Source organism: Neobacillus sp. KR4-4 (genome assembly GCF_042136325.1).
Taxonomy (GTDB): Bacteria; Bacillota; Bacilli; order Bacillales; family Cytobacillaceae; genus Neobacillus.
On record NZ_JBHHJU010000004.1, the window covers coordinates 137,465 to 160,857 of the forward strand.

General features: G+C 38.2%; 29 protein-coding genes. 6 read left to right on the plus strand and 23 right to left on the minus strand.

All coding sequences use genetic code 11. The features are described 5' to 3' along the window. Positions 1 to 132 precede the first annotated feature (132 nt). Together ACE198_RS05770 and ACE198_RS05775 are read left to right on the plus strand one after the other, a co-directional pair. On the plus strand, positions 133 to 1,260 hold the full coding sequence (locus tag ACE198_RS05770; protein ID WP_375374956.1) for an amidohydrolase: 1,128 nt from the start codon (positions 133 to 135) through the stop codon (positions 1,258 to 1,260). 310 nt (positions 1,261 to 1,570) lie between these two features. Then, on the plus strand, positions 1,571 to 2,131 hold the full coding sequence (locus tag ACE198_RS05775) for a GNAT family N-acetyltransferase (protein WP_375374957.1): 561 nt from the start codon (positions 1,571 to 1,573) through the stop codon (positions 2,129 to 2,131). Positions 2,132 to 2,182: 51 nt separating this feature from the next. On the opposite strand, the gene ACE198_RS05780 is transcribed toward ACE198_RS05775, so the two are convergent. Together ACE198_RS05780 and ACE198_RS05785 are read right to left on the minus strand one after the other, a co-directional pair. Continuing rightward, positions 2,183 to 2,341: a hypothetical protein gene (locus ACE198_RS05780; protein WP_180230154.1), complete on the minus strand. Its 159-nt coding sequence runs from the start codon at positions 2,339 to 2,341 to the stop codon at positions 2,183 to 2,185. A 90-nt stretch (positions 2,342 to 2,431) separates the two neighbouring features. After that, positions 2,432 to 3,202: an SDR family oxidoreductase gene (locus ACE198_RS05785; RefSeq protein WP_375374958.1), complete on the minus strand. Its 771-nt coding sequence runs from the start codon at positions 3,200 to 3,202 to the stop codon at positions 2,432 to 2,434. Between the two features lie 220 nt (positions 3,203 to 3,422). Here ACE198_RS05785 and ACE198_RS05790 point away from each other — a divergent pair, with 220 nt between their 5' ends. After that, positions 3,423 to 3,839: an Hsp20/alpha crystallin family protein gene (locus tag ACE198_RS05790; RefSeq protein ID WP_375374959.1), complete on the plus strand. Its 417-nt coding sequence runs from the start codon at positions 3,423 to 3,425 to the stop codon at positions 3,837 to 3,839. 49 nt (positions 3,840 to 3,888) lie between these two features. On the opposite strand, the gene ACE198_RS05795 is transcribed toward ACE198_RS05790, so the two are convergent. Together ACE198_RS05795 and ACE198_RS05800 are read right to left on the minus strand one after the other, a co-directional pair. Continuing rightward, positions 3,889 to 4,365, minus strand: a complete 477-nt coding sequence (locus ACE198_RS05795) for a FixH family protein (RefSeq protein ID WP_375374960.1) — start codon at positions 4,363 to 4,365, stop codon at positions 3,889 to 3,891. Between the two features lie 12 nt (positions 4,366 to 4,377). Further along, the gene (locus tag ACE198_RS05800; RefSeq protein ID WP_098575022.1) at positions 4,378 to 4,656 is read right to left on the minus strand and encodes a hypothetical protein; all 279 of its coding nucleotides are present in this window, start codon (positions 4,654 to 4,656) and stop codon (positions 4,378 to 4,380) included. A gap of 100 nt (positions 4,657 to 4,756) precedes the next feature. Here ACE198_RS05800 and ACE198_RS05805 point away from each other — a divergent pair, with 100 nt between their 5' ends. Further along, positions 4,757 to 5,002, plus strand: coding sequence for a DNA alkylation repair protein (locus tag ACE198_RS05805; RefSeq protein ID WP_098575023.1), 246 nt, complete (start codon positions 4,757 to 4,759; stop codon positions 5,000 to 5,002). A 61-nt stretch (positions 5,003 to 5,063) separates the two neighbouring features. Here ACE198_RS05805 and ACE198_RS05810 read toward each other — a convergent pair whose 3' ends face one another. The 6 genes from ACE198_RS05810 to deoD all read right to left on the minus strand — a co-directional run bounded on the left by ACE198_RS05810 (position 5,064) and on the right by deoD (position 11,951). Next, on the minus strand, positions 5,064 to 5,882 hold the full coding sequence (locus ACE198_RS05810) for a hypothetical protein (protein ID WP_375374961.1): 819 nt from the start codon (positions 5,880 to 5,882) through the stop codon (positions 5,064 to 5,066). A gap of 88 nt (positions 5,883 to 5,970) precedes the next feature. After that, positions 5,971 to 6,876 (minus strand): CobW family GTP-binding protein, encoded by a 906-nt coding sequence (locus ACE198_RS05815; RefSeq protein ID WP_375374962.1) that lies wholly within the window; start codon positions 6,874 to 6,876, stop codon positions 5,971 to 5,973. A 76-nt stretch (positions 6,877 to 6,952) separates the two neighbouring features. Beyond that, positions 6,953 to 8,446 carry a lmo1851 family serine protease gene (locus tag ACE198_RS05820; protein WP_483870206.1) on the minus strand — a complete coding sequence of 498 codons (1,494 nt, stop codon included), beginning with the start codon at positions 8,444 to 8,446 and terminating at the stop codon, positions 6,953 to 6,955. Between the two features lie 162 nt (positions 8,447 to 8,608). Beyond that, complete coding sequence (gene copZ / locus ACE198_RS05825; RefSeq protein ID WP_098575027.1) at positions 8,609 to 8,815, minus strand: copper chaperone CopZ; 207 nt, start codon at positions 8,813 to 8,815, stop codon at positions 8,609 to 8,611. 20 nt (positions 8,816 to 8,835) lie between these two features. Beyond that, complete coding sequence (locus tag ACE198_RS05830) at positions 8,836 to 11,025, minus strand: heavy metal translocating P-type ATPase (protein ID WP_375374964.1); 2,190 nt, start codon at positions 11,023 to 11,025, stop codon at positions 8,836 to 8,838. 221 nt (positions 11,026 to 11,246) lie between these two features. Beyond that, the gene (gene deoD, locus ACE198_RS05835; protein ID WP_375374965.1) at positions 11,247 to 11,951 is read right to left on the minus strand and encodes a purine-nucleoside phosphorylase; all 705 of its coding nucleotides are present in this window, start codon (positions 11,949 to 11,951) and stop codon (positions 11,247 to 11,249) included. Positions 11,952 to 12,111: 160 nt separating this feature from the next. On the opposite strand from deoD, the gene ACE198_RS05840 reads away from it, so the two are divergent. Then, on the plus strand, positions 12,112 to 12,240 hold the full coding sequence (locus tag ACE198_RS05840) for a hypothetical protein (protein WP_098575029.1): 129 nt from the start codon (positions 12,112 to 12,114) through the stop codon (positions 12,238 to 12,240). 61 nt (positions 12,241 to 12,301) lie between these two features. Here ACE198_RS05840 and ACE198_RS05845 read toward each other — a convergent pair whose 3' ends face one another. From ACE198_RS05845 to ACE198_RS05860, 4 genes are all read right to left on the minus strand, one after another. Further along, positions 12,302 to 12,613 (minus strand): YodL domain-containing protein, encoded by a 312-nt coding sequence (locus tag ACE198_RS05845; protein WP_375374966.1) that lies wholly within the window; start codon positions 12,611 to 12,613, stop codon positions 12,302 to 12,304. Positions 12,614 to 12,809: 196 nt separating this feature from the next. Beyond that, complete coding sequence (locus ACE198_RS05850; protein WP_375374967.1) at positions 12,810 to 13,580, minus strand: sporulation protein; 771 nt, start codon at positions 13,578 to 13,580, stop codon at positions 12,810 to 12,812. An 11-nt stretch (positions 13,581 to 13,591) separates the two neighbouring features. Continuing rightward, positions 13,592 to 14,389: a serine/threonine protein kinase gene (locus ACE198_RS05855; protein ID WP_375374968.1), complete on the minus strand. Its 798-nt coding sequence runs from the start codon at positions 14,387 to 14,389 to the stop codon at positions 13,592 to 13,594. A gap of 361 nt (positions 14,390 to 14,750) precedes the next feature. Beyond that, the gene (locus tag ACE198_RS05860) at positions 14,751 to 14,924 is read right to left on the minus strand and encodes a YozD family protein (RefSeq protein ID WP_098571979.1); all 174 of its coding nucleotides are present in this window, start codon (positions 14,922 to 14,924) and stop codon (positions 14,751 to 14,753) included. A gap of 197 nt (positions 14,925 to 15,121) precedes the next feature. Between ACE198_RS05860 and ACE198_RS05865 the strand changes: the two genes are divergently transcribed. Next, positions 15,122 to 15,289 carry a hypothetical protein gene (locus ACE198_RS05865; protein WP_375374969.1) on the plus strand — a complete coding sequence of 56 codons (168 nt, stop codon included), beginning with the start codon at positions 15,122 to 15,124 and terminating at the stop codon, positions 15,287 to 15,289. On the opposite strand, the gene ACE198_RS05870 is transcribed toward ACE198_RS05865, so the two are convergent. The 9 genes from ACE198_RS05870 to ACE198_RS05910 all read right to left on the minus strand — a co-directional run bounded on the left by ACE198_RS05870 (position 15,290) and on the right by ACE198_RS05910 (position 23,393). Continuing rightward, positions 15,290 to 15,985, minus strand: a complete 696-nt coding sequence (locus ACE198_RS05870) for a hypothetical protein (protein WP_375374970.1) — start codon at positions 15,983 to 15,985, stop codon at positions 15,290 to 15,292. A gap of 125 nt (positions 15,986 to 16,110) precedes the next feature. Continuing rightward, positions 16,111 to 16,335 (minus strand): YozE family protein, encoded by a 225-nt coding sequence (locus ACE198_RS05875; protein ID WP_375375057.1) that lies wholly within the window; start codon positions 16,333 to 16,335, stop codon positions 16,111 to 16,113. 119 nt (positions 16,336 to 16,454) lie between these two features. Then, the gene (locus tag ACE198_RS05880; RefSeq protein ID WP_098571978.1) at positions 16,455 to 16,739 is read right to left on the minus strand and encodes a YokU family protein; all 285 of its coding nucleotides are present in this window, start codon (positions 16,737 to 16,739) and stop codon (positions 16,455 to 16,457) included. A gap of 11 nt (positions 16,740 to 16,750) precedes the next feature. Next, positions 16,751 to 18,190: a lysine 2,3-aminomutase gene (kamA, locus tag ACE198_RS05885; RefSeq protein WP_375374971.1), complete on the minus strand. Its 1,440-nt coding sequence runs from the start codon at positions 18,188 to 18,190 to the stop codon at positions 16,751 to 16,753. A 123-nt stretch (positions 18,191 to 18,313) separates the two neighbouring features. Next, positions 18,314 to 19,711, minus strand: a complete 1,398-nt coding sequence (locus ACE198_RS05890; RefSeq protein ID WP_375374972.1) for a sigma-54 interaction domain-containing protein — start codon at positions 19,709 to 19,711, stop codon at positions 18,314 to 18,316. Between the two features lie 63 nt (positions 19,712 to 19,774). Beyond that, positions 19,775 to 20,629, minus strand: coding sequence for a putative beta-lysine N-acetyltransferase (gene ablB, locus ACE198_RS05895; protein WP_375374973.1), 855 nt, complete (start codon positions 20,627 to 20,629; stop codon positions 19,775 to 19,777). A 124-nt stretch (positions 20,630 to 20,753) separates the two neighbouring features. Next, positions 20,754 to 22,007: a peptidase gene (locus ACE198_RS05900; protein ID WP_375375058.1), complete on the minus strand. Its 1,254-nt coding sequence runs from the start codon at positions 22,005 to 22,007 to the stop codon at positions 20,754 to 20,756. Positions 22,008 to 22,050: 43 nt separating this feature from the next. Then, on the minus strand, positions 22,051 to 22,716 hold the full coding sequence (locus ACE198_RS05905) for a 3-oxoacid CoA-transferase subunit B (protein WP_098571974.1): 666 nt from the start codon (positions 22,714 to 22,716) through the stop codon (positions 22,051 to 22,053). Next, entirely contained in the window at positions 22,701 to 23,393 is a 693-nt protein-coding gene (locus tag ACE198_RS05910; RefSeq protein ID WP_375374974.1) for a CoA transferase subunit A, read from the minus strand. The genes ACE198_RS05905 and ACE198_RS05910 overlap by 16 nt, the downstream gene beginning before the upstream one ends.

A 23,393-nucleotide genomic window follows, 5' to 3' on the forward strand; every position in this document is an offset into this window, starting at 1 on the left:
ACCCCACTTGATTCTTTTACAAAATGATACGACTTTGTTTAAAAATTTTTTTCTGATTGAAACTAATCCCTAGGCACCTAAATTGTTAAAATTTATAAAATAACTATTATCAATGTGAAGAAAGGTTTTATTATGACAAAAATTCTTTTAAAAAATGCAACGGTATATCCTATTACATCAAAGCCGATTCCACATGGAGATATCTTAATTGATGCAGGGAAGATCCTTAAAGTTGGGAAAAATCTTACAACAGATTTAAATGTAAAAATCATTGATTGTGGGAACCAATTTCTTTTTCCAGGCTTTATTGATGTCCATACCCATTTAGGTCTCTATGATGAAGGAACCGGCTGGGCGGGAAACGATGCCAATGAAACAGCTGAAGCTCTTACTCCACATATCCGAGCTATCGACGGGGTATATCCTTTGGACCCGGCATTCTCTGATGCAGTTAAAAGCGGGATCACCACAGCTCATGTCATGCCTGGCAGTGCAAATGTTATAGGAGGAACAACATCTGTCATCAAAACTACAGGTAAAAATATCAAAAAAATGATTATCCAAGAGATTGCAGGATTAAAAATTGCCTTAGGGGAAAATCCAAAAAGAATTCATAGCAATGGCAACAGTGATTCCATTACGCGGATGGGAATTATGGGGATGCTTAGGGAGGCTTTTTACCAAGCAATCCACACGGATAATCCAGACTCGCCTAGAGTCGCACCGATTATTATGGCCCTCAAAAGAGAAATTCCCGTTAGAATCCACGCACATCGTGCTGATGATATTATTTCTGCTCTTCGCTTCGCAGAAGAATTTAATCTTGACTTGAGAATAGAACATTGTACTGAGGGCCATCTTATTGCAAGTGAACTTTCAGGGGTGAATTTAAAAGTTTCCGTTGGTCCAACCTTAACACGAAGATCCAAAGTCGAATTGAAGAATAAAACCTGGAAAACTTATCAAGAACTGACGAATCATGGTGTAGAAGTTTCTATTACCACGGATCATCCCTATACACCCATCCAATACTTAAATATTTGTGCGAGCCTTGCTGTCAGAGAGGGTTTACCAGAGCAGAAAGCACTTGAAGGAATTACAATTCTGCCGGCCAAGAACTTAAGAATAGACAGTCAAGTTGGAAGTATCGAGGAGGGAAAGGAAGCCGATTTAGTGCTTTGGAGCCATCATCCTTTCCAATACTTGGCTAAGCCGAAATGGACGATGATTGGCGGCGAAATGGTCTATCAAGAAGCGTAGATTATTGCTGAAAATTGGTAAAAAATATTATCGAAAAATCCACAAAAAACCTATTTATTTTTTAGCTTTTTTCTTGTATCATACTTTTAGTGAAGCCGTTTAAAACCTAAAATCTTTGGAGGTTTACGAACATATTCTTGTTAACAAAAAAATGATATAGGGAAGGCAAATGGTGCGCCACCAGTATTACTGGTTCTAGTGGGTTCGATTCCCACCCCGAAATTTTTTAGTAACTTTATAAAAAATTTCGAGGGTGGACCGGACCGTTTCTTTTGACATGGGATCGGAATGCCCTAATGGAGGGTTATTCATGCTTAAAAAACGTGATCTTCATGACAGCCACACACTGTACGAATTAATGACGCATCCTGATGTCTTCCCATTTGTGCGCCAAAAAGCTGATACCTATGAAGAATTCTTATTTATGACAAAACAAACCATTGAGGCCGAAGACCGTGGTGAATTAATATCACGAACCATTCTTGATGAATGGGGTGTACCGATTGGTACCATTAACCTTTTTGATATTGAGGAAAATGCCGGATTTTTAGGAACATGGCTTGGCAAGCCTTACCACGGCAAAGGTTATAATAGTCCGGCGAAAGATACCTTTTTTCAGGAACTATTTTATGAATTAGGAATCGAAACCGTCTTTATGAGAATACGGAAGGTTAATATTCGCTCAATCAAAGCAGCTGAAAAACTACCTTATGTAATAAAAGCAAACGAAACGAGAAAATCTATATATGAACAATTGAATGCTAATGGTGATGTATATGATTTGTATGAAATACCTAAGGATCAGTACACTTTCTATCTTATGCGGAATGGCGCTGTCCAATCAGACGATTCACAATTGTTGGAAGCGTAAAAAAGCAATCGGCTTTGTCCGATTGCTTTTTGTTTAGAATTTTATTAATTATTATTCTGTTACGTTTTGTTCAATCGCTTCATTCACGTCATTAAGACCCATTTGGAGCAAAAATTCGTCTAATTCCTCATTTGTTAATGTTTCAAAGCGGCCATCATGAAAAAACACCTGAGTTTGATTAGGATTTATTCTGTTCATATTAAAACTCATATTCTTTGCTCCTTTCATAGATGATTATTATCTATTATCCACAAAAGGAGGAGTTTTCATTCAGAAAATCAAATAGTTCAAAAAATTATACTAATTCTTATGTATCTTCCCTAATACATCCATTCCCCCAGTAATAGGTATGATACTCCCTGTAATAAAATCTGAATTTTCTTCAACCAAGAATGCAATGACTCTGGCTATATCTTCGCCTGTTCCATACCTGCCAATCGGTGCATTTCCTTCCATTTCCTTTGCATCATGTATATTACTTTCTTTCCATTGGTTAATGATATCCCCTGGACAAACCATATTTGCTGTAATTCCATATTCCGCTTCCTCTATCGCTATAGTTCTTGTTAGGGAGGCCAAACCTGTCTTTGCTGCAGCAAAGGCTGACCGATATATCCAACCTGGTGAAGTTTCAACGCGATCATACCCGAATGTAATAATTCTCCCCCATTTTTTGTTACGCATGGAAGGGATAACTAGTTTAGACAAATAAAAAACAGAGCTTAAATTCCCCTGGACTACATAATTCCATTCTTCGAAGGAATAGTCTGCGAGCTTTTTTCGTTCTTGGATGTATGGACCTGCATTATGTACTAAAACGTCCACAGTCTTATAGACAGCAAGTGTTTCATTAACAATTCGGATACAATCCTTCTCGATTGCCACATCTCCTTGAACAGTAATGTTTTTGGTTCCAAAACATTCAGTCAATTGGTTTGCTAAAGAAATTGCTTCTGTTTCACTATTACGATAGTTTATGGCTAACTGATAACCATTTTCCGCTAAATATAAAGCAGTCTTTTTGCCAATACCAGTTGCTCCCCCCGTAATCAGAGCTGTTTTCTTATTCACAAATCATTACCTCTCTATGTTTAGTATCTCTCATAACTATTTGTTAACGAGACATGTTTAGTCACATTTTTTGTACATTCATATTGACTTAGGTTTTTATAACGCATGGGCAAGTGTTAGCATATGATACAAATATCTAAGTAACACGGAAAGGATGAGATCATTGTTCCCGTGGAATATATTCCCTTTTGATAAAAATATAAAGGAAAAGATGGCAAAAATGAAACCGGAAGAAATTAATAATTATGTTCAGGATGTATTAGGGAAAATCATGCCTGGAAATATGAAAGCGGGAATAAATCCAGCAGAGATGTTCCAGGGATTCCAATCATCAGGATCCTCACCTTTATCTAATAGTGACGGATTAAATGCATCTGCATTTGAGACCCATAATTATGTATACGTTAGAATTTCAATAAAACATGAAGATTGGATTAAGCAGCTTCGAATTTATCACACATCCAATCAACTCATTGTGGAGCATATTCCTCGTCATGAAGATAAACACACGATAACCCTACCAGCTATTGTAAAAAAGAAAGGGGCATCTGCTATCTTCAAGGATGGCGTACTTGAAGTTAAAATCCCTAAAAATATTGATTTGCAGTTTTCACAAATAGACGTTACAGAAATTTAACCAAGCAAACGTATTCAATTTATTGGACAGCAAATCTGCTGTCCATCCTTTATTTACCATTATTTGATTCCTTCATATTATCCATATCCATATCCATGTTTTCCATTGAATTCTTTGCATTAGCATCCTCAGGTTCACTTGGGGTCCCGACAACAAATTCCTTTTTAGGCATGTTGTGCATATCTCTTGCAGTCACATGAGAGATGATATAATACGTCCCCTCTTGATTGAAAGATTTTTCAAGGCGATAGATTCCGTTTTTAGAATGTTTTATTTCTACTTTTTCATGGTTGTCATTCTTTGCTCGCCAAATCTCAAAGATAACTTCTGCATCCTCCACCTGATCTTTTCCCTGGGTAACTTTCGCTTCAAATGTGACCGGCTTGCCCAGTTCACCTGGATTGGGTTTGATCGACAAGTCTACATCAACCATTTGCGGCAGATTATCCTCTTGTTCTTTTTTATTACAGGAAACAACGATATTTAAACAAAGAACAATCACCAATAAAACGAAAAACTTTTTCAAGGTCTCTCTCTCCTATCTTATTTCTTCCATCACTTTATTATGAATTTTTATTAACTGTACCTTAGCTTCTGGTGAAACTGTTGAATCACTCACTCTATTAATGGCAGAAAAATATTTCTCAAATTTGTTCTTTCTTACTCTCGGATGTGAATTTTCATCGAGAAGCTCTTTTTTTATTGCTTCTAGCAATGTCTCCTTACTGCTTTGCCCCATCGTTTCAAGTAACCGATGATTCCAAATCAGCCGATATTGTTCTAATAAATAATCAAAGGATACCTTTTCAATAGGCAAAAACAATCCCCCCTTTTTGTCTTCCCTTGCATTGTTACATATTTACTTACTACATTGCAAAAAATAACTTTTAACAAGACCGAGAAAGGAGAATCCTAATATGTCGACACCTTATAAATGTCCAAATTGCAAGACCAATCGAAGCCGTTTTAATGTGATCCAACAAGTATCTCATTCTGTTAAACTTGACCCACAATCAGGGGAAGTTATCAAAGAGTATGCCGAAAACGATTTAGAGCCCTTTCATCTCCCTTACAATGGCCCAGACTATCGAATACAATGCGGTGCTTGTGGGTTAATAGAAGATGAACGAACATTTATTAAATTTGGTGAACAGCCGTTATAGCATGATCATCAAACAAAAACATCCCTAATTGGAGTGTCCAATTTGAGGATGTTTTTGTTTTTTAAAATCCATTTTCCTTAAGAAAATCCTTTGAATCCACTTTCCATGCGTCAAGCGGTGAAAATCTAATTAGGTGAATGTCTCCCCTAAAAGTTTGTCTTCCTCTATTTTTAATATACCAGTCAATTTCCACTGGTACGTCCAAACTGATTTCTTCCGTTAAATCCTCTGCTGGCAATAGTTCGATTCGAGAAAGTCTGATATTTTCAACATCTTCTAAAATGGGTCGCCAATTAATTTTTTGTAGTGAGGCTAGTGATGTAATTCGGCTGTCCTGCTGCTTAAATCCGGCTACATAGGCATTTATGACTTCATATGGATTCGCAGAACCTAAATACTGATTTAATTTCCCTGAAGCTTTCAATACCATAAGCATATGCGATAAGTCCATTGAGTTCGTACGATGTGTGGTACTGCCATAGAAATGAATACAAAAGTGTCCTGGAAAGTTATTCTGAAGTGCACCTGCGCCATGGGGCATCCCATGCATGGAACCTGCAATCCACTGGTCTTTATGAATAACAATAATGGCCCTGCGTTTCCAGCTCCATTTGCCCCCGTATATTTTTTTCATGATCTTCGTATCCTTGGAAGTTAAGGGTTGTACGTCCGCATGGTGGCTCCCCGCCCGTCTTTGCACTGTAAACTTTTTACCCGTTTCTACATCCAAAACAGTAAATTTTGTGTATTTAGGAAGAATTTGATCAACTTCCTTCCAATTCAACATCTCAATATTATAACTAATGTTTGATGCAGCTTTAACCTCTTGACCATTTAGGAGGATATGAATAAAAACAAAAAAAATAACTACCCTCTTCATCGCATCCTCCTTTAAAGTAATAAACTTTGCCACATTAAAATAGTTACCTGAAGAGGAAATAATCATTCATTCAATCACGGTATTTTTGTCATTTCTCAAGATTTTCTAATTGTGTTTTAATTCCGTTCCAATCAATATTCTCACCGATAAAGACAAGGTTTAATGGCATATTCATATCCTGTTTCATATATAAGGGCATGCCGTAAGAAAATTGAAATAAAAAAGGGAGCTTTGAAAAATCAAACTTAAGATAGCCTTTAATACGGTAAATCGTATCCGGCAGCTTTTTCAAAAAATCCTCAAATTCTGTTTGGCTGATTGCTGATTCAAATTGGTAAACAAAGGTCGTTAAATTAAGATGGACAGGTTGTGTCACCTTATCAACTGACACGGAAAGTTTTCGCAACTGGTCGATAGAAACCTGAGAAAAATTAGTCAGAAGGCATCTTGCATTTGGATTTATCGCCTGAATTTCAAAAGTGATCTTTGCTTGCTCACTCTCTGTTAATTCATTCAACTTGTTAACAAGAATATAGTCCGCATGTCTCACCTGCTCTAGAATCAATTGTTGAAGTTGTGGACTTAATAATTTTCGAACTAACCACCTTGTCCCATCAACGGTGGTGATAATCCCCTTTATGATTAATTTATCTGCAAATAAGGGAGAAAGAATCGCATCTAAAACCTCCACAGGGTGTGCAGCTCCGGTTGTTTCGATATAGATTACTTCTGGTTCTTCCTCTACTAATAGACCTTGTAATTGGGCTTCAAGCTTATCCTGAATGGAACAGCAAATACAACCGCCCAGCAGTTCTTTTAATGTAACATCTTCCTCATCGACTATATCAGAATCAATGGAGACCTTGCCTAATTCATTCATCATGACAGCCGTTTTTCTTCCTGTTCGCTGTTCATCCTCTAATAATTGTTTGAGAAGGCTGGTTTTCCCGCTCCCTAAAAAACCGGATAAAATATAAACCTCAGCTTTTTTCATTGTCAAAACCCTTCCATTCATTGATGGTTACTTAAAAAAATGGACCCAACTTCTAGGGAAGTCGGGTCGCTATTGTTTATTTCATCGTTCCCTTTAATACTTTTATCGCCTCTTGCATTTGTGTATCATTATTTTTAATTTTGTCTCTTAATAATTCCATTAATTTTAAGGTAGAATCGCCTTTTAGAATTCCATTAGCCGGTAGCTTATGAGCCTTTTGAAAAGCAGTTACGGCAGCTTTTGTCTTTTTATCAAAGAACCCGTCTGTCCGGCCAGGGTTATATCCAACTGCTTTTAACATTTTCTGTGCAGTCTGTACTTCTGTTCCCGAACTAGATTGTTTTAGTTCTTTATCCGGATTTATGATTGTTAAGGTTGCATAATCAGGTAAGGCAACTGCCACATCAGGATTAATCCCCTTTTTATGGATCCAATTACCGTTAGGTGTTAACCATTTTGCGGTTGTAAATTTAAGATTTGAACCATCCTTAAAGTCGGAAGCCGTTTGCACAGTTCCCTTCCCAAAAGACTTTTCTCCAACTAGTTTTACACCTGCTGATTCTTTTACAGCTCCGGCAAGGATTTCTGATGCACTAGCACTGCCTTTATCAATCAAGACAACTAAAGGAAGATTTGGATTCCCTTCATTTTGCGACGGATACTCCTTGATCTTTCCATTACGATCTTCTACTTTTAAAATAAGTTTTCCTTTTGGAACGAACATACTGGAAATCGAGATGGCTTGATCTAAAAGACCTCCTGGGTTTTGACGTAAGTCTAATACGAGTCCCTTCATTCCTTTACCATTCAATTCATTGAGTTTTTCTACAAGTTCCTTTGCCGTATTGCTTGAAAAACTGGTAATTTGAACCTTTGCAATACCATCGCCAGCCATTTCACCATAAACTGTTTCAATCGGAATCTCATCTCTAATAATTGGGACTGTCATTGGTGTATCTGTTCCAGGCCGTTGAATGGACAACACTACCTTCGTACCTTTTTTGCCACGAATCAAGGTTACTGCTTGAGTTGAATTCATGCCTTGGAGGCTTTTTCCATTCACGGACATAATCATATCATTAGGTTTTAAACCAGCTTTTTCAGCTGGAGAGCCTTTAATTGGAGATACAATAACAATATGCCCGTCTTTTTCCTGAATTTCGGCACCTATACCTTCAAACGAAGAAGAAATACTGCCATGAAAGCTTTCAGCTTCTTCATTGCTCATATAATCAGAATAGGGGTCATCGAGCGACTCCACCATTCCGTTGATTGCTCCATTAATAGCCTTTTTTTGATCGATTTCTTTGTAATAACCAGACTTTAATGTATCAAATGCTTCATAAAGTTTATTAAATTCTGGTCGTTCCGTTCCTACAGTGACTACCTTTTCATCCCCAAACGCAAGTGCAAATGTTGTAATCCCCGCAGAAAGGAACACTACCATAAACAATAGCATGATAAAATGAAATTTCTTTAATCGTATGTATCCTGTCTTGTTTTCGTTTGTCTGCTCTTGTTCAATATTGGTATTTTCCACTTTTTCTTGTCCAATTTTCTCATCTTCCAAAGCCTTCACCACTTTCATTTACCATAAAAATTAACTCTTAGTGATTAGAATAACATCTTTTACAGAAAATTAACAAAGAAAAGTTAATGAAATTAATAATATTCGCAGGAATCCGATATTCACAATAAACGGCACCTACCAAATAGTAGGTGCCGTTCGTATCTATTCTACATCATAGCCTTGGTCTTCGACGGCTTCTTTTAGCTTCGTGACTGGGGCCTTACTTGAATCATGATCTACCTCAACCTTTCCATCCTTTAGTGAAACATTTACCTTGCTTACCCCTTCAACACCTAGAAGTGCTGTTTTGACAGCTTTTTCACAATGTCCGCAAGTCATTCCTGTAACTTGTAATGTTGTTTTCTCCATAACGATTACCTCACTTATTTTTATATATTCATTCTCTTCAATCGAAGGGAATTAGAAACTACTGAAACTGAACTAAATGCCATGGCTGCACCAGCAACCCATGGGGCTAACAATCCTAAAGCTGCTATCGGTATTCCCCCTGTATTGTATACAAGAGCCCAGAACAGATTTTGACGAATATTTTGCATTGTTTTTTTACTTAAAGCCATCGCTTTTGGAATTAAGGTTAATTCACCGCCAAGAATCGTGATATCTGCTGCTTCAATGGCCACATCTGTCCCAGTACCAATTGCTATTCCGATATCAGCAACTGCAAGAGCTGGGGCATCATTAATGCCATCACCGACCATCGCCACTTTAAGACCTTTTGACTGTAATTCTTTCACATGATTAGCCTTTTCCTCTGGCAGTACTTCTGCAATGACATTTGCGATTCCAACTTGATGTGCAATTGCCTTGGCGGTCCGCTCATTATCACCTGTTAACATAAACACATCAATCCCTAAATGCAGTAATTGCTGCACGGCTATTTTAGCTGTTTCTTTCACTGTATCAGCTACTGCAACCACACCGACCATAGTTGAATTTATAGCAATAAACATAGCTGTTTTTCCTTCGTTTTCTAAACGAGACAAATCTTTTTCTCCCGCTTGGCTGGCAATATTTTTCAGATTCATTAACTTTCGGGTGCCAACGAATATTTCATCATCACCAATTTTCGCTTCAATTCCATACCCTGGTACAGCCTTAAACCGTTTAACAGGAAGAGTACTTGATCTTTTTTCCATCCCGTATCTTACTATTGCTTCTGCTAATGGATGTTCAGAAGACTTCTCAGCGGATACAAGATATTGGAGAACCTTTTTCTCCTCCTGATATGCAATAAAATCAGTGACAATGGGTTGTCCTTTTGTAATGGTGCCTGTTTTATCGAGAATGATTGCATTAATCTTGTGAGCAGTTTCTAAATGTTCTCCGCCTTTAAAGAGAATACCCATTTCTGCTCCTTTCCCTGTCCCGACCATAATTGATGTCGGCGTTGCCAGGCCGAGTGCACATGGACATGCAATCACCAGAACAGCTATGGCTGTTTCAAGGGCGGAAGAAAATTCACCAGGGCGGACAAGGAAATACCAGATCAAAAAAGTAATCAACGAAATAGCCACAACAATGGGGACAAAATATCCTGATATGGTATCAGCGACACGTTGAATTGGCGCTTTGCTGCCTTGTGCTTCCTCGACAATTTTAATTATTCCAGCAAGTGCTGTATCTTTACCTACTTTCACTGCTTTTATTGTCAAGGTACCATTTTTATTGATGGTCGAACCTATGACTGTATCACCAACAGCTTTTTCGACGGGAATCGATTCACCGGTTATCATGGACTCATCAACAGATGACTGACCTAAAGTTACTTTACCGTCAACGGGAATTTTTTCACCTGGTTTCACTAATAAAAGATCGGAAACCTTCACCTCGTCTATAGGGATTTGCCATTGCTTTCCATCTCTAATCACTGTAGCCTCCTTTGCTTGGAGACTTAGTAATTTAGAGATAGCAAGCGTAGTCTTCCCCTTTGCAATCGTTTCAAATAACTTTCCCAAAAGAATTAAAGTAATCAGCACGGCGCTAGTTTCAAAATAAAGATGCGGCATATAGGCCCGGTTTCCAATTGTTTTCACTCCTTCAGCAAGGCTGTAAAAATAGGCTGCAGAAGTTCCCAAGGTAACAAGGACATCCATATTAGCACTTTTATTTTTTAATGCTTTAAAAGCACCTACATAAAATTGACCGCCAATATAAAATTGCACAGGAGTAGCCAAAAGCAATTGAAACCATGGATTCATCAAAAGGTGTGGCATTACCAATCCTAGATCCAATGGAATATGCGCAAGCATCGTATATAAAAGTGGAATGGACAAAATAACCGATAGTAGAAACTTCCGTTTTTTCCTCTGTAATTCCTCTTCTTTATATTGCTGTTTTTGTTCTGCTTCATCAAATCGTGCACCGTAGCCAAGTTTTTCTATTTTAGCAATAATATCATTACTCGAAACTTGTTCAGTATCAAAAGAAATAGCCGCTGTCTCCATGGCCAAATTGACATTTGCTTGTACACCATCCATTTTATTTAGAACCTTTTCTATTCTGCTCGAACAGGCCGCACATGTCATTCCAGTAATATCTAATTTGAGCTGCTCTTTCATTTTAATCACCTCTAATACTTATACTATACCCCCGGAGTGTATATTTCGTCAAAGGAATAATTTCAAAATCATATTATTTTAAATTTAAGCCTAATTAAAACGCCTTTCGATGATATTTATCACAGAGAAGTTTGTTTATATTAATTCTCCATTTTATTGGTGAGTTCCTGTTATCTAAATAAATTTAAAGCCTCATCCTAGATGGAAGAGGCTTGTGGAGATTATTCCTTTATAGCTGCTTCTAATGCTACTTCAATCATATCGTTAAAGGTTAGTTGTCTTTCTTCAGATGTGGTTTCTTCCCCTGTTAGGATGTGATCACTAACAGTTAGAACGGATAGCGCTTTGCGGTCAAATTTAGCAGCTAATGTATATAGTGCTGTTGTCTCCATTTCAATCGCGAGAATTTGATACTTAGCCCATTTTTCCAACTCTGCATTATCATTGTAAAACGAATCTGCTGTAAAAATATTTCCTACTTTCAAGTTAAGGCCTTTTGACACCCCAGCATCATATGCCTTCCGAAGTAAATCGAAGTTTGCTGCAGGGGCAAAATCAACATGACCAAAGGTAAGTCGATTTATATTAGAATCGGTAGAGCTTGTCATCGCAAGTATGACATCACGAACCTTTACATCTTTTTGAATTGCTCCGCATGTTCCCACCCGAATTAGATTTTGAACATTATAGCTTTGCATCAATTCATTTATATAAATTGAGATGGAGGGTACGCCCATTCCCGTTCCTTGAACAGAAATCCGTTTTCCTTTATAAGTCCCCGTAAAACCAAACATATTCCGAACTTCATTGTAACATTTCGCATCTTCTAAGAATGTTTCTGCAATATATTTTGCCCGAAGCGGATCTCCAGGCAGTAATACTGTCTCTGCTATTTCGTTTTCTTTTGCACCGATATGTACACTCATTAAAAATCCTCCAATCAAGAACTACGCACAGTATTTAATGGTTAAAACTGTATCAATGACAATATATCATAAACATTTTCCAATGAGAAACTCTACAATGAAATAGACATGAATTTTTTAATTTGTGGAAAGCTATTTTTAGATAGGAGGGAGATTATTCATGGGTAAAAAACATCGAAGCCGCATTAATTCACCAAAGAAAAATAACCACATCCCTGCTGAGGCCATCGTAGCTGAACACGAAGCACATGCAAAAGAGCACAATGCAACAGGCGGACGAAAACATTAAGAGAACCAACCGTTTAGCTGCAGAAAATAAACCTAAGGAGTTGACCTTAGGTTTTTTAGAGTTATAGGAGAACGATTCTGTTTATAGGAAACCATCCACCAGGTTTTAATTGATAATAATGCTGGCCGCCACGGCCTTCATCAATTAATACAATATCTCCAGTGGAGAGAAATCTTCCCTTATAGTTTGCAGGAATTCTATCAGTAACATTAAAGCGGCTGAAGGTTTCCTCTAAGCACTTTTTACGGCTGGATGCCGGAACCATGGTTCGATAAACCTCTTTATGACCCTTATGTTCTCGGTACTTTGGAGTTTGAAAGATCGTTACATCATATTGCATACTAGCTCTTCTTGTTAATACTTTGATCATCATGAACCTCCAAATTATTTGAATTTAATGCCTATTCTAATAATTAGCGATGCCACCTTTTGATTCCTCCCTAGAACTCCCATTTTTTTGTCGAAAAACACTTTTTTTATCCAGACAGGATGATTCTTGTGAAAATTTATCGAATAAAGATGGAACGTTATAAAAAAATAGGACCATACTGGCCCTATTTCCATTGGTTTTATGAATATCGTTGAATTAAACTTTGAATTTTTTGTTGTAAATATGGGATATCTGCATTTGATACGGAGAGGCGCACATTGGTCTCATCTGTCCCTAAAGCTTCCGAGAACAACCCTGATAACCCTCTTGCCCGCCTATCTACTTGAAACATGATATCGAGGTTACCATTCCCTGACGGAAAGAAAACAACTTCTAATTCATCTAGTTTGCCTCGAAATGCTCCTGAAGTTGGGACGAATTCAAATTCTTGAACAAATGGTAATCTTCCACGTAATCTCCGCGGTGCTTCTTCACAATCGGCCTCCCGAATTCTAAAGCCTAACTGATCAATGGCAGTAAACACAGCAGACATCAATGGATTGGGGACAACTTTTAGATAATCTTTATCACTGGGGTCAACCCCGCCTTTAATATCAAGGCCTGTTGTTACCCAGACTTTTGACCTTCCAATCGAAAGTGGTGTATCAAACGGAAGTTGAAAGGAAAATGGAACGTCTTTTTTCTCATTCGGACGAATAACAAAAGGAGTAGTCAATCTAAACTTGTCAATTGCGGCAGTGACAGTATATTTTTTGTCATCTGACTCTCTTAAATAAGTGGTATTTAGGGTTAGATAAATCTCATCTACCTGCTGCTCCACCTTGCCGCCTTTAATCTCAACTACACCATTAACTGTCTCTCCTGGCATATAGGTATCTTTTTCAAGCTTTGTGTCTACAGCTGCAGACCCAATTCCTACACTGGCAAATACTTTGTTAAAAAAAGACATCTTTCTTCCTCCTAGATTAAGTATAAATTTATTATTTCAGCTCTTATTTCAGCACAGTTCTCATATGCAGGTTCGATTTGCAAGAGCCTTCTAATTATGTGTTTCGCTTGGTTCGAGATTTTCAGTTCCTCTTCCCAGCTTTTTTCATGTATGTCTTTTGAAAAAGTAAAATTAGAATACAGCAAAAACAAAAGGAAATGTCCAAGTCCATAGAAATCCGCTTGGAGATTTATTTCTTTACGCAAATGATTTTCCTTGGTTTTTACTACGTCATTTTCCTGATGGAAATGTCTACCCAACCCTAAATCGATCAGCCTTACGTTTGAACCATCGGTAATGACATTGGGAATGCGAATGTCACGATGGACTATTTTAAGGTTGTGCAAATATTCTAGTGGTGTAAGTAATTCATGGACAATTTGAAAGGCTTCTTTTTCTGAAATTTTCCTTCCTTCTGAAAAAATGAGCTGTTCGAAATTCATGCCCGCAATAAATTCCATGGTGTAAAAGGGAATGTTATTATAGATTCCTTCCTCAAAATACCTTGGAAAACTGGGATGATTAATTGAATGTAACAATTCTTTTTCTAATTCAAAGCTATCCCGCCCATAAGCTGTCAATCTTTTATGGAGACGTAAGGCTTTTAGAACTTTCTTATGTCTGCAATGCAGATCATACACTAAATAACTATGACCATAACCACCTGCTCCAAGATGGGTAATCACCTGGTATCGCTCAGCGATTAGTTCATTTATTGGAAAGGGTTTTTCCAATAAATTTGATATGAGTAAAGCAATTTTCTTCATCATAAATTAAACACCCGATTACATTTAGCTGCTAAAAAAACTACTACTTTTATATTTCTTTTTATAATAATGGTGTCCTAAGTTGTTGTGCTTATAGTGATTCCTTTTCTTCCAGGCATCACTTGAGGAACTATACTTGTGATGTGACTTGCTTCCAAAAATCATTTTAAGGATTTTTTTTAACATCTCATTCCCCTCCTCACCTTCGTAAATAATTATACGTATCCATAAAGTAAAGGTTTCATAATCTGGAAATATTATTTAAATAAGTCTCACGGATAGTTCTACACACAACAAAAAGCGAGCATTGAATGCTCGTCTTTCGTATTAATCTATAATAAAGGAAAACTTCTTTTCCTCTTTTTTATTCATCATCTTCTTCTTCGTCGATAATACTCTTCTCAATTAGATACTCGAAGGTGATGTCTGCAATTTCTTCTAGCTCCTCTTCGCTAGGAACGTATCCCCTTTTTACAAGCTCATGAAAGAAAAATTCGGCAATTTCTTCGGTATCAATAAAAACTTCAATTTCTCTCATAGCATCGCCCCCTTTTTAGTGAATGTATGATGTACATGGCATTTTCATGCTAGTTACTTTAAGGAGTAAACGGAATATCCATTGGTTAAAAACAAATTTCTAAAATAAACTTGGAAAATTAAGCAGGGGATGATGTCTTTTTTGGATTGGACAAGCATAGGATGAATGAAAAGAATTTTTCCAAGGGGTGGATTTGAATGTCAAATTTACAATTAAAATTAGAGGCATGGATTAATGATGTGAATCGGGAGAATAGTTTCACTATCCAATTAATTGAAAAGTTTTTAGATGGAATGTTTTCCTTCATTAAATGGGCAGGTATCCCGTTTGTTGTTTATTTACTTTTTGAAATTTCAAAGTGGTAATTATACATGGCTTTTGCCATCGTTACTGACGAGACTTTCTAATTTTCTGATAATCACACGCATGACTTGATAATATTCCTGATCCTGAAACATTTCATATAAAATTCGGTAATCATTAAATATGTCCAATAAATTGTCAATTAGTTCCTTCTTTTCTTTTTTTCTTTCAATTTCGTCAAATTCTGCTTTTCTGATCATGTTCTGGACTTTAGGATTTTCGACTACCTTTTCTTGCTTATTCACTAAGTATAGGAGACCTAGTTTTTGAATGAATGTATCAGCATTTTCAGCATCGGCTACAAGTGTTAATTCTTCTTCACCTGCTTCTAGCCATTCACCATCACTAACCCGTGATAACTCATAAATGACATCTTCCCAGGCATCTTCCTTATAGCGCCAAATTTCTGTTCGGAAGCCTACGACTTTAAACAAGTCTGCGCCATAACCGCTTACTTGAACTAGATCACCGAAGAAAAAATTATATTCGATGTCAATTTGTTCTTTCTCCATCACAACGCCCTCAAATTCTGAAAGTAACTGTAAGGCGGATTCAATGAATAATCCGTCACTTTTATTTACTTCATATACATACTTCCCATCTAGCCACTTAACATCTGTCACTTTGCCAACTGTTCCATATATGGTAATCACGACCGTATCACCGATCTTAAACTTCGGTTTTTTTCTATTTGCCATTTCCTCCCATCCTCTCAATAATAAGTCGTGAGTTTTGATTACAATAGTATATGCACCGTTTACATAAAAGCGCATGGCATTTGTAAAATGAAAAAATCGCCCCATCAAGAGACGATTCTAATTTCCTATTCTTTTCGTTCAGTTAACAAATATTGCTGCCATGCCTCATCAAAAACAGTCATGGATTCTAAATAATGACCGTTCAGCTCCAAATAAGAGCTGATTTCATCGTAGTCCTCTGATATTTTAGGAAAACTATGATCTAAATACGCATGATTCGCAAATAAACTAATGTCATCCTTTGGTGCTGGATGCCTATATTTCATTAAAAAATGGTAAAAGGATTTGATCATTTCGAAACGCCTTTCTCATCCAGATTTCTTAGAAATACTATAACGGATTCAATGATAGGCGTCCAGCGTTTTGGAACGAAATAGTTTAAAAGTAATCAGCGAGTGGAGATGCTTCGTTATGATGAAAAATCAAAATAATTTTTCTTTAGTAATCTCGGAATCGCCATTAATTCTTCAAAGCTGACCACTTTTCCAAGCTGCTTACAATCAATTAAATACAACTGATTTTCAATTTCTTTTACGATTGGTTCACTTTGATAAACCATCTTACAGTCAGGGCAGGAATGGGTAGGGGTTTCTGATATTTCAATTGCCCGTGTCCCATCAGGTAATTCCCAAAACACAGAATCTGTTAACCTCACCACATTTGAGCTATTACACCACTCACATTCAATTTTCATTTACACCCCTCCTAATCCTTCATTGTTTCAGGTGATTTTCCTTTATTGGCTGGTTTCTGACCTTCCATTTCTTTCTGCGTCAATGCCTTAAATTTCTTATCCTTTAATTCATCCCGTTTGCTGCGTTTATCCTTTAATGTGGTGTGGGCAGGGTCTTGGTTATAATCTTTGCGTCGATTTAGCCGTGTTAACCCTTCAGGAACAAGGTTAAAATGCTGGTCATTCATAATCCCTGCGATTCCTGTAAGCGAACGCTTCTCTTCCATATCCGGATAAACCTCTTGAAAATATTCTTCCGCCCTTCCCGGGACATAATTCTCCGGTTCAGGGTAGGAGGTTATCACCCCTTCAAAATTCCGGAGAATCACCTTTTCCGGACTTTGAGAGATTAGGTAATTTGGCTGAAGGGCAATTTTACCTCCGCCGCCAGGTGCGTCGACAACAAAAGTTGGAACTGCATAGCCAGAAGTATGGCCGCGGAGACCTTCAATAATCTCCAGTCCTTTGGAGACAGGTGCACGGAAATGTCCTATCCCCTCTGATAAATCACATTGATAAATGTAATACGGGCGGACGCGGATTTTGACAAGGTCATGCATCAGTTTCTTCATAATAGGTACACTGTCATTTATTCCTGCTAGGATAACAGACTGATTCCCAACCGGAACTCCGGCATTTGCCAGCATTTCACAAGCTCTTTTAGAATCCTCTGTAATTTCAATCGAAGTATTAAAATGGGTATTGAGCCAAATTGGATGATATTTCTTTAAAATATTACAAAGGTTTTCGGTAATTCTCTGTGGGAACACAACAGGGGCTCGTGTTCCTATTCGGATTATTTCAATATGATCGATTTCTCGCAGGTTTTTAAGGATGTACTCCAAGATATTATCATTTATCAGCAGGCCATCCCCCCCTGAAATCAAAACGTCACGAACTTGCGGGGTTTTTCTAATATAGGAAATGGCCGCATCAAGCTGCTTCTTAGGAACACCCATGCCAATTTGACCTGAAAAACGTCTCCTTGTACAGTAACGGCAATACATCGAACATTGATTGGTTACCAAGAAAAGAACCCGGTCCGGATAACGGTGTGTTAATCCTGAGACTGGTGAATCTTCATCCTCATATAATGGGTCTTCCAAGTCATATTTCGTTTTGTAAATTTCCTTTGAAATCGGGACTGATTGCATCCTGATTGGACAGCGCGGATCGTCTGGATTCATTAAGGAGGCATAATATGGTGTAATATTTAAGGGAATGGTTTTCGTTGAAATTCTTACGCCTTCTTCTTCATCAGGCGTTAAATTGATTACCTTTTTCAAATCATCTAACGTTCGAATCGTATTTGTTAACTGCCAAAGCCAATCGTTCCACTGCTCCTCGGTCACATCTTTCCACAACTCTATATCTTTCCAATGCCTGCTTGGTTTATATAAAAATTGTTTCATTGTCAGTTCCTCCCATCTTGCTTCACTAAAATAATATGCAAGATTTATACCAATGTCATAAAAAGGCGTAGAACTCACTTTAGTTGTTTTTGGCCAAAAAAAATACGCCGAAAAATCGGCGGCTTAGTCTATTATTTTTTTCAATTTATATTGTAAGGTTTGTCTAGGAATCTCTAACAGCTTTGCAGCCTGATTAATATTTCCTTCAGATAATTCAAGGGCGTTCATGATCAAATCCCTCTCTAATCTTTCGAGATTTTTCCTTAATGATAGATTTTCTTGTTCACCGCTGTCATTTGTGGCTGTGCCAGTAAGATGTTTTAATAAACTCGGTAAATCTTCATAACGCAACTGCTCTCCTGCTTCACAAACATTCATCATATATTCAATTGTGTGTTTTAATTCCCGTACATTCCCTGGCCAGTGATAATTCGTCAGGAAGAGCCCTAGCTTCTTCTCATATCCATTAATATTTTTGTGGAGTTTTTGGTTAAATTCATTAATAAAATAGGCTGTTAAAAAAAGAATATCTTCTTTTCGCTCCCTTAAAGGGGGAAGAGAAAAGGTAAAGACATTTAGGCGGTAATAAAGGTCAGCTCTTAGTGTTTGCTCTTGGAGGGCCTTACTTGGGGATACATTCATGGCGGCAATCACACGGACATTCACCAAAATACTTTGTGAACTTCCGACCCTTCTTACCATCCCATCCTCTAAAACCCGTAAGAGCTTCGCCTGGATCTCGATCGGCATCGTATGTAGTTCATCCAGGAATAACGTACCACCATCTGCCAGTTCAAATAGTCCTTTGCGATCTATGGCACCGGTATAACTTCCTTTTGCTGTGCCAAAAAGGATACTTTCTAATAGTGTTTCAGGGATGGCAGCACAGTTTTGGGCAATAAACGGGGCATTGGACCGATGGGATTCATGATGCATGCCTTGCACAAATAATTCTTTCCCTGTACCCGACTCACCATAGACAAGAATAGGAGCATCTGATTTTGCCAGTTTCTTTGCCCCATCTTTCATCCTTTGAAACCCTGGATTTACCGTCAATAGATCATTTAAAGTATAAGTAACTTGTTTCAACGCCTTCTTTCTACTACTTTTATTTAATCCTTTTTGTAAATCTAATAGTCGCTCCGCGAGCAGTTTCATCCGCGAATAATCTTTCGCGATTTCAACCGCACCAATAATTTCATTTCCGAGAAAGATCGGCAAGGTGGTGTTCATGGTATCAATCCTTGTCCCATGCAAGTTCATATAGACCTGTGTTTGATTATAAATGGGCTTTCCCGTTTTAATTACTTTTAGCAAGGTACTCGAATCTTCAGTTAGAGAAGGAAATGCATCAAGTAAATACTTTCCCTGGACCTCCTTCACATCCATGCCATCATGAGTGGCCGCAACTTCATTGTAAAAAATGGTTTTCCCCTCTGTATTAACTACATGAATCCCTTCATCGATACATTTTAGAATCGCGGTTAAAACTTCTTGCGTTAAAGTGGTTAATAAAACCATACCTTCACCACCCTTCATTTTCTACTTTATGGTGCCGAAAAATTGGCACAGCAAGCCGAAATTTTAGCAGTTTGCCAGATTTTTTACCCACATATTCATATTTTCCAACTTATCATAGATATAACAATTGTTCATAAACCTTCCCCGGTAGGAATAGCCTAGCTGAAATAAGACAGCATTCATCCCAAAGGATAATGACCTGGCAATGGAATAAGCACAATAAATTCCATTTTTCTGCAATTCTCCTTCTAGTTCCTGGAGAATAATTTTCATCAACCCGTATTTTCGATGTTCCGTCAATGTAGCACAATCCGTTAATTCTGCGTTTTTATAAAGAGAATTAACCTCTGCAGAAGCTGCACTAACAATTTTTCCTAAATGGAAGAAAGTGTAATAAATCGTTCCTTCCTTCATTGTCTTTTTAATATATTCGGGATCATGTAATGGAGTTGGATAAATTTGAAAAACCTGACTGTATAGTGCTGCAAGTTCCTCGGCGCAACTATCATCAGCCCTTCTTAATTCATAATCTTTCGGAGGAAATGCCTTTTGAACGGTGGAGTCTAATTGATAAATACTATGAATCATCCCATCCTCAATCACCCAATGATCATTTTTTTTACGGTCCAGGGTGTAAAACTTTGAGAAAAAATGGGCATCCGAGCCAAGAAAATAACGGTCTACCACGGCTTCTGGCTGAAGACCTTTTTCCAAGAAAGTGAAGTAATCCTCACGACGGACTTTAACAATTAATTTTTCAGCTTTGTGTTTGAGAACGAGTTCTTCGACCTTCTCTATCAACAATTTTGTATTGCCGCGGTAATCATCTACACGGATACGTTTATTAAATGGGTCAAGATAAATCTCAAGGAAATAATGGTCCTCTTCTAGAAAAATAGTGGATGCTGTTTGATTCATCGAGTTCACCTCATTTCGATTATTTTTCCAGCATTCTGAAGAAATGTCTGGCCCTAAAAAAGCCAGACATTTCTATCTCAATTATATCAATTTTATGGGAATAAAATAGGAAAAAATCTGCTTCTTATTCAGCTGCCTCACACCATTTTAAAAGGGTTAACGCGATAATCTCACTAGCAATAAACATATCTTCGAGGATAATGTGCTCATTGGCATCGTGCGCGGTTTCTGTTATTCCTGGTCCGAATACCACAACGGGAGTATTACCAATCGTGGAAAGAATACCTCCATCTGTTCCCCATGGGCTTGCCTCGATGATCGGGCTATCCCCCTTAACTTCAATAAAACTCTTTGTCAATTCTGCCATCAAAGGATGATCATTTTCGAGACTTCCCGGCAGCCATCTTCCGCCAAACCATTCTAATTTCAGTGGATTCTCAAGCAGCCACTCGTCATGTTTACCTAATTCACTCAAGCACTTTTCCATCTCCAGCTGTGCAGATTGAATCGTTTCCTCCGGAGATACGCCCATCCTGCCTTCGATCACTGCGGTGTCAGGCACCGAAGAAGGCCATTCGCCACTTGAAAGCTTTCCGATATTAATGGGTATTGGAATGGGGATTTTGTCAAAGAGTGGATCGGTCATTCTTGCATTTCTATCTTTCTCTAATTGTTGTAATCTTTGAATGACTAAGAGCGCTTTTTCAATCGCGCTGATTCCTTTGTACCTCGTACCCCCGTGTGCTGCCCTTCCTTTGACAGATATTCTAAACCACATGGATCCCTGTTGTTTCGGGAATATTCTCAAATTGGTCGGTTCAGGAATTATGGCCCCATCCGCATGATACCCTCTTAATACAGCTGCAAGGGTACCAGCTCCGCCGCTTTCTTCTTCTATCACACTTTGAAAAATTACATCACCTTTCAGTTTAATTCCATTCGCAATTATTGACTCCATCGCCATTAATAACGCTGCGTTGCCGCCCTTCATATCTGTCGCGCCTCTGCCATACAGCTTGCCACACTCAATTATCCCACTGAACGGGTCATGGTTCCAACTTGATTCATCCCCAACTGGGACCACATCAATATGGCCATTTAAAATCATCGACTTCCCGCCGCCAGTCCCTTTTAACACTGCCACCAGATTTGGATTTCCTTCGAAACTCTTTCGATCACAGCAATAAGCTGGGTGGGATGTCAACACATTACCGCCGATTTCCCAAATATCAAGGGTTAAGCCTAACTGTCTGCATTTTTCAATGATAATTGCTTGTGTACTACTTTCGTTTCCCCGAGTGCTATTTTCTCGCACCATTATTTGTAGCAATCGCGCTCCACGAGCTCGATTCTCTTTAATCCACTGTTTGATTCGCATTTCATTATTGTTCAAACGATTCACTCCTTCAGAACGCTTCTGCTTAATATGGAATCATACGAACAGTTTCCCGTATTTTGAATTCGCATCCAGTTTTAGTGACAACCGTTTCTAAACTGTATGGGGCAAATAATTCTGTTAATAGCAAACCCTCTTCCGTTACCCTGAAAACAGCTAATTCAGTTATAATTAAGTCCACACAGGCGGATGAAGTTAACGGTAATGTGCAAGAAGAAACAATTTTGGGATTCCCTTGTTTGTCACAGTGATTCATAACCACAATGACTTTTTTCGCTTTTTGCGCAAGTTCCATGGCTCCGCCCATTCCTGGAACTTTTTTCCCGGGGACAATCCAATTAGCAAGGTCTCCTCTATTACTTACCTGCAGCGATCCTAAAATGGTTAAATCCACTCTGCCCCGGCGAATCATACCGAACGAAATCGCACTGTCACAATAAGACCCGCCCTTAGTCAAAGTAACTGGAAATCCTCCTGCATTACATAAGTTTTCATCTTCTTTACCCTTACTTGGGCTAGGACCCATCCCGGTAATACCGTTTTCCGCATGGAACATCACTTTTGTCTCACTTGAAAGATGATTCGGAACAAGCGATGGAATACCAATTCCTAAGTTGACAACCATACCGGTATGAATTTCCTCTGCGGCTCTTTTCGCCATTTGATTTCGAACATCTACTCCCATGCCCATTTCCAATTGACCCCCTTCGACAAAATCACATAATCCACGAACACTCCAGGGGTAATAATGGCGTCGGGGGAAAGAGTGCCTAAAGGAACAATTTCTTCTACTTCCGCAATTGTGATATCCCCTGCCATGGCAACGAGTGGATTAGTATTGCGGGCACTTTTGTCATAAATTAGATTCCCATACTCGTCGGCTTTTTTCGCATAAACAATGGACACCTCTGCAGTTAGGGCCGTTTCAAGCAAATACCTCCTATCTGCTAAAGAAATATAGGGTTTGTCTTTCACAACCAATTCATTGTCCAAACCGATATCAGAAAGAATCGCAGGCAGTCCGACACCACCGGCACGGATTCTTTCAGCTAATATTCCCTGTGGAGAAAATTCCACCTCTAGTTTTCCATCATGCATCAACTGTCCTGCAAACGGATTGGAACCGATATGAGATGCGATAACTTTCGATGCTCTTTGTTGGCTCACTAATTTTCCAATGCCAATATGCGGGAATCCTGTATCGTTCCCTATTAATGTAAGATCACGAACTCCTTTTTCAAGAATGCCATCAATTATGTCAGGAGGTGAGCCGACCCCTCCAAACCCGCCAAACATTAATGTCATTCCATCATGGAAATATTCCATGACTGCCTTTAATGAAGTTACCTTTCCAAATGGATTTTCCAT

Excerpts from the sequence above, each read along its gene's own strand:
- ACE198_RS05900 (WP_375375058.1), bottom strand. The coding sequence starts at position 22,007 with ATGCGAATCAAACAGTGGATTAAAGAGAATCGAGCTCGTGGAGCGCGA.
- kamA (WP_375374971.1), bottom strand. The coding sequence starts at position 18,190 with ATGAAACAATTTTTATATAAACCAAGCAGGCATTGGAAAGATATAGAG.
- ACE198_RS05845 (WP_375374966.1), bottom strand. The coding sequence starts at position 12,613 with ATGATGATCAAAGTATTAACAAGAAGAGCTAGTATGCAATATGATGTA.
- ACE198_RS05865 (WP_375374969.1), top strand. The coding sequence starts at position 15,122 with ATGTCAAATTTACAATTAAAATTAGAGGCATGGATTAATGATGTGAAT.
- ablB (WP_375374973.1), bottom strand. The coding sequence starts at position 20,629 with ATGAATCAAACAGCATCCACTATTTTTCTAGAAGAGGACCATTATTTC.
- ACE198_RS05780 (WP_180230154.1), bottom strand. The coding sequence starts at position 2,341 with ATGAGTTTTAATATGAACAGAATAAATCCTAATCAAACTCAGGTGTTT.
- ACE198_RS05805 (WP_098575023.1), top strand. The coding sequence starts at position 4,757 with ATGTCGACACCTTATAAATGTCCAAATTGCAAGACCAATCGAAGCCGT.
- ACE198_RS05910 (WP_375374974.1), bottom strand. The coding sequence starts at position 23,393 with ATGGAAAATCCATTTGGAAAGGTAACTTCATTAAAGGCAGTCATGGAA.
- ACE198_RS05775 (WP_375374957.1), top strand. The coding sequence starts at position 1,571 with ATGCTTAAAAAACGTGATCTTCATGACAGCCACACACTGTACGAATTA.
- ACE198_RS05890 (WP_375374972.1), bottom strand. The coding sequence starts at position 19,711 with ATGGTTTTATTAACCACTTTAACGCAAGAAGTTTTAACCGCGATTCTA.
- ACE198_RS05815 (WP_375374962.1), bottom strand. The coding sequence starts at position 6,876 with ATGAAAAAAGCTGAGGTTTATATTTTATCCGGTTTTTTAGGGAGCGGG.
- ACE198_RS05905 (WP_098571974.1), bottom strand. The coding sequence starts at position 22,716 with ATGGGCATGGGAGTAGATGTTCGAAATCAAATGGCGAAAAGAGCCGCA.
- ACE198_RS05830 (WP_375374964.1), bottom strand. The coding sequence starts at position 11,025 with ATGAAAGAGCAGCTCAAATTAGATATTACTGGAATGACATGTGCGGCC.
- ACE198_RS05850 (WP_375374967.1), bottom strand. The coding sequence starts at position 13,580 with ATGTCTTTTTTTAACAAAGTATTTGCCAGTGTAGGAATTGGGTCTGCA.
- ACE198_RS05880 (WP_098571978.1), bottom strand. The coding sequence starts at position 16,739 with ATGAAAATTGAATGTGAGTGGTGTAATAGCTCAAATGTGGTGAGGTTA.
- copZ (WP_098575027.1), bottom strand. The coding sequence starts at position 8,815 with ATGGAGAAAACAACATTACAAGTTACAGGAATGACTTGCGGACATTGT.
- ACE198_RS05840 (WP_098575029.1), top strand. The coding sequence starts at position 12,112 with ATGGGTAAAAAACATCGAAGCCGCATTAATTCACCAAAGAAAAATAAC.
- ACE198_RS05810 (WP_375374961.1), bottom strand. The coding sequence starts at position 5,882 with ATGAAGAGGGTAGTTATTTTTTTTGTTTTTATTCATATCCTCCTAAAT.
- ACE198_RS05870 (WP_375374970.1), bottom strand. The coding sequence starts at position 15,985 with ATGGCAAATAGAAAAAAACCGAAGTTTAAGATCGGTGATACGGTCGTG.
- ACE198_RS05860 (WP_098571979.1), bottom strand. The coding sequence starts at position 14,924 with ATGAGAGAAATTGAAGTTTTTATTGATACCGAAGAAATTGCCGAATTT.
- deoD (WP_375374965.1), bottom strand. The coding sequence starts at position 11,951 with ATGAGTGTACATATCGGTGCAAAAGAAAACGAAATAGCAGAGACAGTA.
- ACE198_RS05855 (WP_375374968.1), bottom strand. The coding sequence starts at position 14,389 with ATGATGAAGAAAATTGCTTTACTCATATCAAATTTATTGGAAAAACCC.
- ACE198_RS05770 (WP_375374956.1), top strand. The coding sequence starts at position 133 with ATGACAAAAATTCTTTTAAAAAATGCAACGGTATATCCTATTACATCA.
- ACE198_RS05790 (WP_375374959.1), top strand. The coding sequence starts at position 3,423 with ATGAAACCGGAAGAAATTAATAATTATGTTCAGGATGTATTAGGGAAA.